This window comes from Thermodesulfobium sp. 4217-1, assembly GCF_039822205.1.
GTDB lineage: Bacteria > Thermodesulfobiota > Thermodesulfobiia > Thermodesulfobiales > Thermodesulfobiaceae > Thermodesulfobium.
The window spans coordinates 45,387-59,749 of record NZ_JBAGBW010000007.1 but is presented as its reverse complement, the minus strand read 5'-3'; the positions used below and the strand labels follow the sequence as shown (position 1 = coordinate 59,749).

Genomic DNA, 14,363 nt, shown 5'->3' with positions numbered 1-14,363 from the left:
TTTAATTTATTCGTTTGAAAGGGGAAGTTTATGTTTCCTATATATAGAGCGAGAAGAATAAGGCAAGATGGAATAAGGGAGATATTGGATGATTCTTTAGTAGAAGTAAAAAAGCTTATGCTGCCAATATTTGTAATGCCTGGGTCAGATAAGGTCGAAGAGATATGCAGTATGCCTGGAGTATATAGGTATACGACCGATAAGGTTTTAGCCTTTGTGGAAGATGCGGTGAAAAGTGGTATAAAATCAATAATATTTTTTGGTATCTCAGATGTAAAAGACCCAATAGGGAGCTGGGCATCGAACAGTGAGGGAGAAGTTCAAAAAGCCATTCGACTGGTGAAAAAGGAATTTCCTGAGATGACAGTTGCTGCAGATACCTGTCTATGTGAGTATACCGATCACGGACATTGCGGTATCGTAAGAGAAGGGGAAATTTTAAACGATGAAACCCTGGAGGTCCTTAATGAGGTCGCAATTTCGTATGCTGAGAGCGGCGCAGATATAATTGCTCCATCGGGTATGATGGATGGAATGGTCATGTCCATTAGGGATGCGCTTGACAGCAAGGGATTCTATAACACGATTATAATGAGCTACTCTGTTAAATATTCTTCATGTTTTTACGGGCCATTTAGAGATGCTGCGGAGTCTGCACCAAAATTTGGCAATAGAAAGACTCATCAAATGAGCCCATATTTTGGTTATAACGAAGCCGTGAAGGAGTCTCTTATAGACGTAGATGAATGCGCTGATATACTAATGGTCAAACCGGGTCTTGCATATCTGGACGTTTTGAAGACTGTAAAAGAGAAGGTTCTTCTGCCGGTAGCAGTCTATAACGTGAGCGGTGAGTACTCTATGGTAAAAGCGGCTGGGATAAATGGCTGGATAGATGAGATGAGCACCATTTCAGAGATTTTCTATGCCTTTACAAGGGCAGGAGCAGACATAATCATATCGTATCATTCACTCGATTATGCGAAGTGGTTAGCTGGCAGCAATAAATAAGTGTTTTGGAAAATTTATTTAAACTTCTTCAGAAGGGAGCTTCCTATTGAAGTCGGATAACAATCAACCAATTTTGTGTTCCTGGAATACGACGCAGGAGTGTAACTTGAAATGTGTTCACTGCTACCGCGATGCAGGCGATAAAAAATATAATGAGCTTACTACGGAACAAGGGAAATCATTGCTCGATGAGATAAAAAAAGCAGGATTCAAGATTATGGTGTTTAGCGGGGGAGAGCCTCTGCTGAGGAAGGATATATTTGAATTAACTGAATATGCGAGTAGTATTGGGCTAAGGCCTGTGTTTGGTACGAACGGAACTCTTATTGATAGAGAAATGGCTTTGAGGCTGAAGGCCTCAGGCGCTGCAAGGATAAGCATCAGCTTGGATAGCCTAAACCAAATGCAACACGATAAGTTTAGAGGTGTAGAGGGAGCCTGGTCAAGGGCTGTGGAGGCTATGAAGATACTTAAAGATATCGGCTTGTCATTTCAGATAAACACTACTGTAACCAGGAGAAATATTGATGAAATTTTAGATATTACTGATTTCGCTGTTGAAATTGGCGCTGACGCCCATCACATATTTTTTTTGGTGCCTACTGGCAGGGCAGTAGATATTGAGATAGAGAGTTTGAACGCACGCGATTATGAAGACTTGTTGAAAAAGATACTCTTGAAATCAAAAACTGTAAATATAGAGCTTAAGCCCACTTGTGCGCCTCAATATATGAGAATTGCAAAGACTCTGGGCATAGAGACAAGATTTACAAAGGGCTGTCTTGCTGGCACAGGATACTGTTCAATCACCCCTGAAGGCGACATTTGGCCATGCCCATATATGCCCATAAAAGTGGGAAATGTGAAGACTGAAAAATTTTCTGAAATTTGGAGAGATGCCACCTTATTTAAAGAATTAAGAGAGGGAAACCTTAAGGGAAGCTGTGGAAAGTGCGGCTTTAATGAGATCTGCGGTGGCTGTAGAGCAAGAGCCCTTTTTTATAATGGAGACTATTTAGGAGAAGAGCCCTGGTGCCTGATGAGAAAACAATAAAGCTAACCGAAGTAGAAGAGACTCTTTTAGAGAAAATTCAGCACAACTTTCCTATTGTAGAAAAGCCCTTTGATGAGCTGGGCGCTCAATTGGGAATAAGTGGACAAGAAGTAATAAAAATTCTTCAGAAGTTAAAATCAGAGGGCATAATTAGATTGATAGGCGGGGTATTTGACCCAAGAAAATTAGGCTTCAAGGGAACCCTTGTGGGACTTAAGGTTGACAACGATCACATTGAAAATGTAGTAGAAAGAATTAACAAGTGTCATGGAGTTTCTCATAATTATCTAAGGGATCATGAATATAACCTCTGGTTTACTTTGATAATGCCTTCTAAAGAAGAAATTGACGCATTTATCGACGATCTAAGAAAAGAAGAGGGCATTATAAGCCTGGTGGAGCTTCCTGCCAAGAGAATCTTTAAAATTGACGTAAGGTTTAAAGTTAAGGAGTGAATTTTTATGACTATTTGTGAAGGCACCCTTCTGTGAACAATATAAATAACTCTCATAATGGCGCAGGCTGTCCTGACGATATAGATTGCCTTCCTGTGGTATCCTGTGGGGATCTATCTGGGATTAGCTTGATTTCTTTGATAAAATATTTGGAAAAAAATAAGGATAAAAAAGTCATACTCTTTACAAACAAGGCATTTTTTGATGATTTGTGCCATTTTATGGGCTCTGAAGTTCATATGCCCATCTATAATAAAGATAATGGCTTTGGGATTGTAGACCTTGACTCTGGTTTTGGAATAGAGGTTCTGGGCAAGCCAGATGAGAGAGTGGGGAGATTTTCATATCAGTGTTTTGTGGAGTCGTTAAAATTCGTAGAAGAGGAAAATTGTAAGTTTTATTTAACCTTGCCAATAAATAAGAGTTTGATATCAAAGTCTATAAATAGAAATTTCTTAGGACACACTGCCTTCCTTGAAGAGAGATATTCGAAAGATGTAAGCATGAATTTCTTTGACGGATTCTATCTCTTAAATCTTCTTTCCCACCATATACCCATTTGTGAAGTGCCAAAACAGGTTACATTTGAAAGGCTAAATCTCTCTCTGCAGTCGATCATATATCTTGCAAATATTTTAGACATAAAGCCATTGAAGATTGCTATATCTGGCCTTAATCCTCACGCTGGCGAAGAGGGAAGCATTGGAGGCGAAGAAGAGTCTATTATTAAGCCATTTATTGAATATGCAAGATCAAGCTGCTCTTATGCTGAGATCTTTGGTCCTCTTGCGCCCGATTCAATATATTTTAATTTAAAAAATCTTGATATCAGGTCTGTGATATCTCTTTATCACGATCAGTTTCTGTCTATTATGAAGGCGCTCTCCTTCCCAAGGATAATTGAGATAAATACCGGGCTGCCCTTTTTAAGATGTACCCTGGCTCACGGAGTGGGATATTCCATAGCAAACAATCCTCAAATGGTAGACGAGGGCGGGCTAAAACTGGCATTTGATTTCTATGAAAAGTTTGTCACCTTTAAGAACAATAGCTATTAAAATATTACATAAATAATGAAAAATCTTGCACCTTTAAAGAGATATGGTCAAAATTTTCTGGTAGATCAGAACGTATCCAAGAAGATTATAGAGTCTGCAATGATAGAAGAGGATGACTTTGTAATTGAGATTGGGCCTGGAAAAGGTGCTCTGACAACATATCTTTTACGGATTCCAAACGATTACTTAGGAATAGAGGTCGACAGGGGGCTCTTCGAGCTTTTGAGCGAGGATTACGAGAAGGATTTAACTCTGGCAAACAAAAACATTCTACTATCTGATGCGCTTAGGACTGATTTTGGATTTATAGACAAGAGAGTGAACGTAATTGCAAACCTGCCATATAATATTGCGTCTTTAATAATCGTAAAGATGATAAAAGAGAATATCAGGCTGAAGGGTATGACTTTGATGATTCAAAAAGAAATGGCACAAAGGCTCTTCGCTCCACCAGGCATCAAGGATTATGGAAGGCTAAGCGTCCTTATTCAAAACCTTTTTGACGGCAGGGTGCTTTTTGAGGTTTCAGAAGGGTGCTTTTATCCTAAGCCGAAGGTAAAGTCTGTGGTGATAAAGCTGACTCCAAAAAATGATTTCTACGAAAAAAAGCCATATTGTGAGGACTTTGAAAACTTCTTGAGAAGAATTTTTTCTCAGCCAAGAAAGATTTTAAAAAATGTGTTAAGTGAAGAGTACATAAGAGTATTTTCTGAAATATACAGTGATCTGTTGCAGAAGAGACCTGGTCAGATAGATCCAGAGACTTATTGGGAAATATTTAGATTCCATAGGTCTTAGAGATACAGTATTTAGAGGTCAATCTCCATAAGTAGAGGGGCGTGATCGGATGGCTTTGGCGTTCTTCTTCTTCTGAGAGAAAAGTCCACTTCTACTCTCTTTACTTTATCTAAAAGCGGCCTGGTCACCAATATATAATCTATTCTCATACCGTTGTTTTTCCATATTTCGCCGCCTATATAACTAAACCAGGTAAAGCCTGGATCGGTCGGATGAAAGTGCCTGTATGTGTCTACGAATCCGAAACTTAGAAGCTCTCTTAATGCGTCTCTCTCTTCGGGCATCGTGCCGATAGTGTCCTTTAAGAGCTCTGGATCGTATACGTCAAAATCTGTTAAGGCTACGTTGAAGTCTCCAAGCATAACTATTGGGTCATCAGGAGTAAAGTTTTCGTTTAGAAATTTAAGTAATTTTTTATAGAAAGTTAATTTATAATAAAATTTATCGTTGTTTCTAAGATCGCCGTGAGGAAAGTATATGTTCATAAGAGTAAAGTTTTCAAATTTTACAAATAGGGATCTTTTCTGATCCAGAGAGTCTTGAAATTCGTTTTCAAAATGAATCGAGTCAAGTTTTGTGCAAATTGCAACTCCATTGTATGACTTTTCGCCTGACACTAAACACTTGTAGTCGGGAAATATTAGTTCTGGAAAGAGATCTGGAGTGCACTTTATTTCTTGAAGTGCTATTATTTCTGGATTGTGCTTTTCTATAAGTAAGCTGACAATATCAGTTCTGCTTCTTATAGAATTTACATTAAAAGTAGTTATAATCAATTTAATCTCCTTTTGAAGAATTGAGGATATTATGAAAAAATATATTTTAGACGTTCAACTGCCAAATATAAATAAGAGACTGAGTTATTATATCAAATCTGACGTAGATATTGATAATGGGTACATTGTAGACGTTCCAGTAAGTGGGAAAAATTTCTTGGGAGTGGTCGAAACCGTAAAAGAGGCCGCAGAAGGAGATGACTCTTCAGAGCTCAAATTCGTTAATTCGATTTACGAGAAGAGATTTTTTAATGATGACCTGTATAAATTATACAAATTTGTTTGCGAATATTATTTTGTTATGCCTAATAGTGCGCTTGGACTTTTTCCATCATTTAACATAAAGCTATCAAGCAAAAATAAGGTTAAGATTGCTGAAAGGGGCAAGGAAGTCTTAGATTACTCTTTGCTAATTTCTGATGATCTGAAAGGCTTCTTAGAGCTGCTAAGCAAGAGAGAATATGATCTTTCATATATAAAAAGTAAGTACAAGGATACTTTTAGATACGCTCTATCTGAGAAACTGATAGATATAGTTAATGAAACTACTGCAAAAAATGATAAGGCTAATTTTGATCTGTGCGAAAAGACTGATGAGATTGAGAAATGCAAAAACTTAGCAATTCTAAACGATGAACAGGATAGAGCTTTTAAATACTTCAGGGGACATCTAAATGGGTACAGTGAGCTCTCTTTAGTAGGGACTACCGGGAGCGGCAAGACTGAGGTCTATCTGAAGCTGATAATGGAAGTTTTGCAAAATGGGAAGAATGCAGTGCTTCTTTTGCCAGAGATTACTCTTGCGACGCACTTTGTAGATATGCTGGAAAAGAGATTTCCCAATCTTATATATGTGTGGCACAGTCAGTTGGGTAAGTCTGAAAGAAACAAACTTTTGAATATCATTCCAAATCTGACTGAGAAGATATTTGTCGGACCAAGGTCATTGATCTTTCTCCCTATAAACGATATAGGGCTAATTATAGTAGACGAAGAGCAAAGCGAGAACTACAAGCAAGACGACTTTATAAGATACGATGCAAGAATCCTTGCAAGGGAGAGGGCAGAGTATAACAATTGTCCAGTTTTGTATGTAAGCGCCACCCCAAGCGTAAATCTGGGCAGAAAAATCCTGGATGGGAAGGTTTCTTCTTATTTTCTTTCTAAAAGGTTTGGAGATTTTAGCCTGCCAAAAATAAATATTGTTAAAAGACAGAGCTTTTATGGATCGTTTAGTGAAGAATTTATAAACTCTTTGAAAGAAGTAAGAGAAAAAAAAGAGCAAGCTATTGTTTTCGTGCCAAGAAGGGGATTTTATCCATTCGTTAGTTGTGCTGACTGCGGAGAGTTAGTAAAGTGTAAAAATTGTGATGTGCCGATGTGCGTTCACATGATAAAAGGGAAAAGGGTATATGTATGCCACCATTGCGGCTATAAGTTCACTACAGACCCTGTGTGCAAGAAGTGCTCGGGCTTAAATTTCAAACAATATGGCGCTGGATCACAAAAGATTACCGAAGAGTTAAAAAACCTTTTTCCAGATGCTAATGTGGAGAGGATAGACTCTGACAGCGTAAATACCTACTCAAAGCTAAAAGCTGTGCTTAAAGATATATTGGATGGCAAGATAGACTTCTTGGTTGGCACTCAGATAATTACAAAGGGTTTAAATTTTCCGAAAATAAACTTTGTGGGCATACCCTTTCTGGAACCCTTAACATCGATGCCAGATTTTAGATCGTTTGAAAAGCTATATCAATTGCTGGTTCAGGTAACAGGTAGGGCAGGGAGATATTCTATGGGAGGTAAGGTGGTAATTCAGGCGAGCGAAGATCAGGTACCTATTATTCGTAAGTATACGACGATAAGCTATTGGGATTTTTTATTGGAAGAATTGGAGTTAAGAAAGGATATGTCTTGCCCTCCTTTTAGCTATGAAGTGATATTTAGGTGGAATGGAAAATTGACAGAGGTAAAGGACGAGGCGAAAAAATTTAGAGAAATTTTAAAAGAGGTATATAACCTTTTTGACAATAGGGAAATAAAAGTAACTCCACCAAAGTTTTGTCCAATTTTAAGACTACATGGAAATTATAGGATGTATTCTTTGATCAGATTTAAGGATAAGGCCACAAGAAAAGACTTTCTTGAAATACTGCTGAAGAGATATTCTCCAAAGGATAAGAAAATATTTATTGTAGACGTAGATCCTTTGTATTATTTTTAGGAAGAGAGTGATCTATTTTGAAGCTCAATTAAGTTTTTGGCTACGTCTCTGGCTATTTCAGTAGTTTCTTCTATTGTTCTTCCTTGCGCAATAAGGCCCTGAATATCTTCAGACGTTGCAAGATAAAGCCCTTCTGGTAATCTCTCTATTTTTATGTTTATGATCTTTTCCATAATCTCCTCCTCAAATATTTAATAATATATAATTTTTGTCTTAATCTAAAACTTTTAGCTTGATATACCAATGTATTTTTTGGCACTAATTTTACCTAAAATATATTATTTGACAGTGAGCTATTAATAAGTATAATCTAGATAATTAGTTTTTATCAATTAGATTTATGATTGTTATTTAGGGGGCTTTTTTATGATAGATTTTTGTAGTTTCAATCTTTTTAGTGTGAGGAAATTATGAGTAGGATTTCAAATATTAGGATTAAAAATTTTAAAACTTTTGATGATTTGGAAGTTAAATCTCTAAATAAAAGGATTAACTTTGTGTATGGAGAAAACGGTGTAGGCAAGACGTCTTTGTTAGAAGCTATATATTTACTTCTGTGTTACTCAGAACCTGATGTCAGAGTTCTAAGCGCTAATTTTCAAATGGTGTTGCATTATCAATCTTATTTAAATCCTCTTTTAGGAACCACATTGCTAAAATTTGACGATTTGTGGAATACAATATTTAAAAATTTGAATATGGATATGATATTATCATTCGACTTAGAGGGTAAAGATAAATTGTCTTTGTTAATATTTAGAGATTTTAATAAAGATTATAGTTCTCGAGAAGTAGTTTTTAAATGGGAATATATAGATAAAAAAAGTAAAGAACCCCAGATGCAGCAGCATAGCATAATAGATAACAGCAATATGATGAATAGAAATCCTTTTCTATCATTTGATGTACTACCATCACAAACGACTATTAATAAAAAATTAAGTTTTTATTATATACCTTCAATGTTTATGTTTAACTCGACCCACATAAATGCAATTTATAGTGAAGTTGTTATGTCCAATAAGAAAAAAGAATTAATCGATATACTGAAAATAGTTGAAGACGATATTGAAGATATTGATCTTATTTCAACTGGTTTGCAAACTGTCATTGTTAAAAGAAAAAATGTTTCTGTGCCTATTAACCAAATGGGAGAAGGTTTCTTAAAGATATTTTATATTATAGGTGTTTCTATAACACGAATGGATGGAATTATTCTTATAGATGAAATAGAGAACGGCCTTCACTGGTCTATTCAAAAGAAAATTTTTGGATACATCTTAAGACTATCTAAGGATCTTAATATTCAATATTTTATAGCCACACACAGCCTGGAATTTGTACAGGAAGCCTTTAAGGCTATGAAAGATAACGATATAGATTCTATAGGTGCAACAAGAATAAATAAAAAGTACGATGGGAAGATTTATCCTACTCTTATTAGCGGACAGGATCTAAAAGAGATGGTAGAAGGAGATATGGAATTTAGATAAATTATGAAAAAGCAGAATGAATTATTCCTTAAATATTTAAACACTCAACACCTTATCGCAGTTGAGGATAAAAGTATTAATTGTTTAGTTGAGTCTCTTATAAAAAAATTAAATAATAATTATGTTATTAAAGAAAATGTAGATAATGATAGGGACAAGTGTGTATACTTTGATAATAAGTGTGTTTGTGATTTGTATTTATTAAATGGAAAGAATTATATTAATCAATTACCGAATGTTCCTTATTTTGATAATCTAAAATCACTTCTTTTGATACTGGATAAAGATGCATCTGCAGAGATAGAAGGTTTTAAGAAGAAGATTAACGAAAAAAACAATTTAGATTTAAAGAATTTTGACTTTTGTTTAATCCCAAGCGAATCTCAAGATGGCGACGAAATAGAAGACTATGTATGCAGCAAGCTTAAAGGTAAAAATAAAGAGAAAATTAATGAAATTGGGGAGTTTTTAGGGTCATTTATTTGTAAATTTCATAAAAGTAGATTAAATTCTGTTACAAAATATGGTAAAAGAAAATTAAGCATTCTTCTTTATATAGAATCGAAAAATTTGCGCAACGTAGAACAAGATAAGCATAAATATATAAGACAAATTGTTGATAATATTGACGAACAAGAAGAGATATTTATAAAGATAAAAGATTATTTTGACAGAATATTAGAGGGAGACAATGATTAAAGTTATTTCTAAATTTAAATATTTTAGGAATTAAACGATATGAATAAATCAAAATCTTTTTCTGAAAGAATGGGTGAGTAAAGAAGTCTATTTATTAATTTTTTCTACAAAATCGCGCACAACTTTGTTAAATTTTTCAGGCTCTTCCCAGAACAACATATGTCCTGAATTTTCGAAGAATTCTATTTGTGAATTGGGTATATTTTCTCCTACCCATGCACTGCCTTGCCAGGGAAAAACCATACTATTTCTTGCTACACAAACAAGCGTGGGAAGCTCGATGTGTGGAATAAAATCGCGCCAATCTAAATTTGTATGGTCGCGCATAATTTCTATTCGGACATAAGGTGGACATTTGGAAATTTCATCTGCGATATATTTAGCTTCTTCAGCAGATGGCTTATGATTAAGGCAGGCGAATGCCAATCCTTCTGCACAACCACGTGGGTCAAATTTTATATTGCAACAAAGATGAATAAACATTTCTACATCATAACAGCCCTTCTGCCCCCAAACCCAATCTGGACCTGTATATTGTGCAGGCGATTGATCTACACATATAAGGCCTTTAAGTCTGTAATTTCCAAACAGTTCTATATAGCTCCACAAAACAGAGGCGCCCATTGACCATCCAAGTACAGTAATATTATTGATATCTAAATGATCAAATAAGTTTTTTACGTCCATTGCATAGCGAGAAATGCGATGACTGTGCATAACCTTTTCTGATTCGCCGTGGCCACGCATATCCATACTGATTACTTTAAACTTTTTGGAAAGCTCGGGTATATTTTTCTTCCAGAAACGCGTGGTACATGTCCAGCCAGGCAGCATGAAGAGAGGCTTTCCTTCGCCCTGTATATCATAATAAATTTCTACCCCGTCGTTCGTCTTAAAGTTTGCCATCGCATTTCCTCCAGTCATAATTTATCAAGCGTTAAACTTAGTCATTTGAAATCTCTAATTCTAAAAAGCTTGGTATTTTAAATATTCAAAAATCTCGATAAGATAATTATAAACTCTTAAATCTGAAACTGTCACTGATAGCGCCTGCTAAAAATAATCATATACATCTCATGATAAAAATAAAACTACTTTTGCGATGGTTTTGCTCTAACTACTCCTTTTTTAAAGGTGCAGAGCTTGCGATCATATTTCTTATATTTTTTGGTTGATTTTTGGTGGCAGAAGTTAAATTTGATTCTAATAGTTAAATGTTATAGAATGTTTTTATTTATTGATCTTATTGATAATTATATATGTTATAATTCCAAACTATACTCTTTAAATTTTGCTGCTTGTAGAAAGCTAAAATTTTTATTTAATTAGGGGTAATATTTATGAGTTTAGATTTTTTTGAAGCAATATTGCGCTCTTCTTTGTTTGGCGTTTATATAAACCAGGGAGAAGATGGCAGGATAGTTTTTGCAAATAAACGTATTGCTGAAATTTTAGGTTATGAGAGCCCAGATGAGCTTATTGGTAAGAGCATATTGGATATTGCTATGAGAACGATTAAAGAAGAAATAAAAGTAAATCTAATAAGACGTACAAAGGGAGAATTTTTTACTGTAGAGTATTCTCAACACTTTCTTTTATCAAAATCAAACACATTTGTTCCTGTAGCCTTATTTGCTTATACTATAGAGTATGAAAACAAACCCTCTGGCTTGGTGCTTATTTTAGACAGAACTAAGGAAAAGTCATACGAAAAGCTTTTTTTCACTCTAAGCCAAATAAATCAACTAATAGTAAGAGTAGATAATGAGCAGGATTTGTTGGAAAAGGCTTGTGACATAATAGTCGATGAGGTGGGGTATTTAGATTGTGCAATAGGCTACGTGGATAAAGATAATCTCTTTAAAAAAATCTATACAAGGGCAAAAACAAAAGAGTTACAAGATGATATTAAAAATAATATAGAAGGCGTAGATGAGTCTACCCCTTATGGGAGAGGTTCTGTATCCAAAGCTTATCATACAAGAAAGGTGAGCATGGTCCCGCAAATCTCGAAACTTCAAACTACTTTCTATTGGCATGATTTTTACAATAAATACGATATCCAGTCTGCTTGCTCTATTCCAATATTAAAAAATAATAAGGTAGAATATATTTTGTCAATCCATGATAATGTAAAAAATTCTTGTGACGAAGATCATTTACACCTTTTGGATGAGATGCAGTTAGATCTATCTTTTGCTTTGGAAAAGATAGAATCCCAGAAAAATATTCTTGTTTTAAACCAGGCTATCTCTGTGTCTCACGAGTGGGCGGTAATCACAGATAGAGATGGCACTATAATAGACGCAAACAAGGCTGTTTCTGATATATCAGGTTACCCTAAAGAGGCGCTCATTGGCAATAATCCAAGAATATTTAAGTCAGGGCATCATGATAAAACTTTTTATGAAAAGCTTTGGAAAAAGATCTTGTCAGGAGAGTCTTGTACTTGTAGGTTTGTAAACAAAGCAAAGGATGGTTCAATTTTTTATCTTGATTCAATAATAATACCTGTTATGCAAGATGGTGAAGTTTATCGTTTTGTTGATCTATCAATGGATGTTACAAAACTTGTAGAATATGAAGATCGATTAGAGTTGAAATCAAGGATTTATAATACCTTGTATGAAATTAGCAATTTATCTCTGAAAATAAAAACAAAGGAAGAATTTTTATCGTCCTTACCCATGCTTTTAGTTGAAAATCTGGGTATGGAAGTGTCTTATGTACTTTTAAAAAGTAATAAAAATTTTGAAGTTGTCTACTTTTCAGCTAAAGATGATAGATTTCAAGGATATTTAGATAAGGCGAAAATGGTAGGTCGCCTATTTACAAATAATAAGTTTTTACAATCAGATGAACCTCTAATAAAGAGTCTAAACAGTAAAGGTATATATTTATTAGAAGACATTTGCTCACAGGATATTTGCCCATTTAGAGAATTTGTTTGCTCTTATGGGTTTAATTCTTGTATTGCGCTAAGCATATCCTTTAAAGAAGATATTATTGGTTCTCTTGTTCTAATTTTTACTAAAAGTCTTTTCAATAATGAGATATTTAACTTATTTAAAGTAATTCAGCAACAAATTGAATTTATCCTGAATAAACTGGAAGATGAAAAGTTCTCAAAGATAACTCTTAGTGCTTTGGATGCTGGTTTTGAGTTTGTAGCAGTTACTGACAGTAATTTTAACATAGTATATGTAAATGATAGAGCTCTTAGAATATTTGGTTATTCGAAAGATGAGATTATAGGTAAACACCACTCTATATTTTCTCCAAGAACGCATACAAAAGAGTTTTCAAAAAAATTTTACAAAATTCTGAAATCTGGAAATACTTACTCAGGATTAATTAAATATAGAATTAAAAATGGCTTATTAAAGGATTTTTATGTCAATATAACGCCTTTTTTTGAGGGTTCAAATATTACGCATTATATAGTAGTAGGCAAAGAAATTGAGAAAGATGATGAGCTTTTAAGAGAATTAGACAGATTAGTTAATTATGATGGCACAACTGGATTAATTAATTTAAACTCATTTAAAATGGAGTTAGAAAAACTTTTAGAAAGAGCGAAATCTGAAAACCAGATTTTTTCAGTAGCTATAATAAATCCTCTAAACTTTAAAAGAATAAACGAAGCCTATGGTTTTGAAGTTGGAGATTATATGCTAAAAAAAATAGCTCAGAGGTTGAAGGACAATCTAAAGGCATACGATGTTATAGCGAAGCTTGAATCTGACAGATTTGGCATTCTAGTTAAAGATTTAAAAGCGGAAGAGGACATACTTATAGTAGTTTCAAAGATCTTAAGTGATATTATAGAACCCTATGAGATGTTGAATAAAAATATTTCTGTTTCATTTAACATAGGACTTAGCCTGTTTCCTAGGGATGCTAATACTTCTGAAGATTTACTAAATAAAGCCATGATAGCTCTTGCAGATGCCAAAGAAAAAGGAGAAAACCAGATAGGTTTTTTCAGGCAGGATTTAGAAATAGAGGCTACAAAAGCTTTAAGACTAAAGTTAGATTTAGATCTTGCGGTAGCAAACAAAGAATTTATTGCCTTTTATCAACCTTATGTAAATAAAGATAGAAAAATTGTTGGGGCAGAGGCTTTAATGCGCTGGAATAAAGATGGTAAAATAATTCCTCCAATTGATTTTATAGAATATTTAGAAAAAACCCCTCTTATAATAGATGCAGAACACCAACTCATAGAGAATGTCCTTGATGACTTGCAATCCTTTAAAAAAACGATTCCTATATCAATTAACCTTTCTTCTAAAAGTTTGATGCAAAGGAGTTTGAGGGATGATTTATTTTCTAAACTAAAATTTCATCACCTGCAAATGGATTTATTGAAAATAGAGATTGTTGAAAGAGCATTTATAAACAGCTTTGATTATATTTCAGATCTTATTAGAGAGTTAAAAAAATATGGCATATATTTTTCTTTGGATGACTTTGGCACTGGATTTTCCTCCTTGTCTTACCTGTCAATGCTTGACATTGAGACGCTAAAGATAGATATATCTTTCATAAGAGGTATAGAAAACTCTAAAACAAGAAACATTATAAATTCCATTATTTTTCTTGCACATTCGCTAAATATAAAGACAATTGCAGAAGGAGTAGAAACTGTAGAGCAGTTTGATATTCTAAAATCTATGAATTGTGATTACTTTCAGGGATATTTGTTCTATAGGCCGATGCCAAGAGATGAGCTTGGTGAAATTTTAGGTAACATTTAAGGGTTATAAATAAATTTTTTGGAGACTTTAAT

General features: G+C 34.3%; 12 protein-coding genes. 9 read left to right on the top strand and 3 right to left on the bottom strand.

Going from position 1 to position 14,363, the window contains the following annotated elements; genetic code table 11:
• Positions 1 to 30: 30 nt before the first annotated feature.
• From hemB to rsmA, 5 genes are all read left to right on the top strand, one after another.
• Positions 31 to 1,011 carry a porphobilinogen synthase gene (gene hemB / locus V4762_RS04220; protein ID WP_347314533.1) on the top strand — a complete coding sequence of 327 codons (981 nt, stop codon included), beginning with the start codon at positions 31 to 33 and terminating at the stop codon, positions 1,009 to 1,011.
• Between the two features lie 70 nt (positions 1,012 to 1,081).
• Positions 1,082 to 2,065 carry a putative heme d1 biosynthesis radical SAM protein NirJ2 gene (gene nirJ2 / locus V4762_RS04215; RefSeq protein WP_347314544.1) on the top strand — a complete coding sequence of 328 codons (984 nt, stop codon included), beginning with the start codon at positions 1,082 to 1,084 and terminating at the stop codon, positions 2,063 to 2,065.
• The gene (gene ahbA / locus V4762_RS04210) at positions 2,044 to 2,520 is read left to right on the top strand and encodes a siroheme decarboxylase subunit alpha (protein ID WP_347314532.1); all 477 of its coding nucleotides are present in this window, start codon (positions 2,044 to 2,046) and stop codon (positions 2,518 to 2,520) included. The genes nirJ2 and ahbA overlap by 22 nt, the downstream gene beginning before the upstream one ends.
• Positions 2,521 to 2,552: 32 nt before the next feature.
• Positions 2,553 to 3,578: a 4-hydroxythreonine-4-phosphate dehydrogenase PdxA gene (locus tag V4762_RS04205; protein ID WP_347314531.1), complete on the top strand. Its 1,026-nt coding sequence runs from the start codon at positions 2,553 to 2,555 to the stop codon at positions 3,576 to 3,578.
• Positions 3,579 to 3,593: 15 nt separating this feature from the next.
• On the top strand, positions 3,594 to 4,376 hold the full coding sequence (gene rsmA / locus V4762_RS04200; RefSeq protein WP_347314530.1) for a 16S rRNA (adenine(1518)-N(6)/adenine(1519)-N(6))-dimethyltransferase RsmA: 783 nt from the start codon (positions 3,594 to 3,596) through the stop codon (positions 4,374 to 4,376).
• A gap of 11 nt (positions 4,377 to 4,387) precedes the next feature.
• Here rsmA and xth read toward each other — a convergent pair whose 3' ends face one another.
• Positions 4,388 to 5,152: an exodeoxyribonuclease III gene (gene xth, locus V4762_RS04195; RefSeq protein WP_347314529.1), complete on the bottom strand. Its 765-nt coding sequence runs from the start codon at positions 5,150 to 5,152 to the stop codon at positions 4,388 to 4,390.
• 31 nt (positions 5,153 to 5,183) lie between these two features.
• On the opposite strand from xth, the gene priA reads away from it, so the two are divergent.
• Positions 5,184 to 7,379 (top strand): replication restart helicase PriA, encoded by a 2,196-nt coding sequence (priA, locus tag V4762_RS04190; protein WP_347314528.1) that lies wholly within the window; start codon positions 5,184 to 5,186, stop codon positions 7,377 to 7,379.
• Here the strand turns inward: priA and V4762_RS04185 are convergent.
• Entirely contained in the window at positions 7,376 to 7,552 is a 177-nt protein-coding gene (locus V4762_RS04185; protein WP_347314527.1) for a type II toxin-antitoxin system HicB family antitoxin, read from the bottom strand. The two genes, priA and V4762_RS04185, sit on opposite strands and share 4 nt — an antisense overlap.
• Before the next feature lie 237 nt (positions 7,553 to 7,789).
• On the opposite strand from V4762_RS04185, the gene V4762_RS04180 reads away from it, so the two are divergent.
• Both V4762_RS04180 and V4762_RS04175 read left to right on the top strand, forming a co-directional pair.
• The gene (locus V4762_RS04180) at positions 7,790 to 8,872 is read left to right on the top strand and encodes an AAA family ATPase (RefSeq protein WP_347314526.1); all 1,083 of its coding nucleotides are present in this window, start codon (positions 7,790 to 7,792) and stop codon (positions 8,870 to 8,872) included.
• 3 nt (positions 8,873 to 8,875) lie between these two features.
• Positions 8,876 to 9,571: a hypothetical protein gene (locus V4762_RS04175; RefSeq protein ID WP_347314525.1), complete on the top strand. Its 696-nt coding sequence runs from the start codon at positions 8,876 to 8,878 to the stop codon at positions 9,569 to 9,571.
• Between the two features lie 87 nt (positions 9,572 to 9,658).
• Here the strand turns inward: V4762_RS04175 and V4762_RS04170 are convergent, their stop codons facing one another.
• A complete protein-coding gene (locus V4762_RS04170; protein ID WP_347314524.1) occupies positions 9,659 to 10,477 on the bottom strand; it encodes an alpha/beta fold hydrolase in 819 nt (272 codons plus the stop codon).
• A gap of 434 nt (positions 10,478 to 10,911) precedes the next feature.
• Between V4762_RS04170 and V4762_RS04165 the strand changes: the two genes are divergently transcribed.
• Entirely contained in the window at positions 10,912 to 14,331 is a 3,420-nt protein-coding gene (locus V4762_RS04165) for a bifunctional diguanylate cyclase/phosphodiesterase (RefSeq protein WP_347314523.1), read from the top strand.
• The last annotated feature ends 32 nt before the right edge of the window (positions 14,332 to 14,363 follow it).

Excerpts from the sequence above, each read along its gene's own strand:
- hemB (WP_347314533.1), top strand. The coding sequence starts at position 31 with ATGTTTCCTATATATAGAGCGAGAAGAATAAGGCAAGATGGAATAAGG.
- rsmA (WP_347314530.1), top strand. The coding sequence starts at position 3,594 with ATGAAAAATCTTGCACCTTTAAAGAGATATGGTCAAAATTTTCTGGTA.
- priA (WP_347314528.1), top strand. The coding sequence starts at position 5,184 with ATGAAAAAATATATTTTAGACGTTCAACTGCCAAATATAAATAAGAGA.
- V4762_RS04185 (WP_347314527.1), bottom strand. The coding sequence starts at position 7,552 with ATGGAAAAGATCATAAACATAAAAATAGAGAGATTACCAGAAGGGCTT.
- V4762_RS04180 (WP_347314526.1), top strand. The coding sequence starts at position 7,790 with ATGAGTAGGATTTCAAATATTAGGATTAAAAATTTTAAAACTTTTGAT.
- V4762_RS04175 (WP_347314525.1), top strand. The coding sequence starts at position 8,876 with ATGAAAAAGCAGAATGAATTATTCCTTAAATATTTAAACACTCAACAC.
- V4762_RS04170 (WP_347314524.1), bottom strand. The coding sequence starts at position 10,477 with ATGGCAAACTTTAAGACGAACGACGGGGTAGAAATTTATTATGATATA.
- V4762_RS04165 (WP_347314523.1), top strand. The coding sequence starts at position 10,912 with ATGAGTTTAGATTTTTTTGAAGCAATATTGCGCTCTTCTTTGTTTGGC.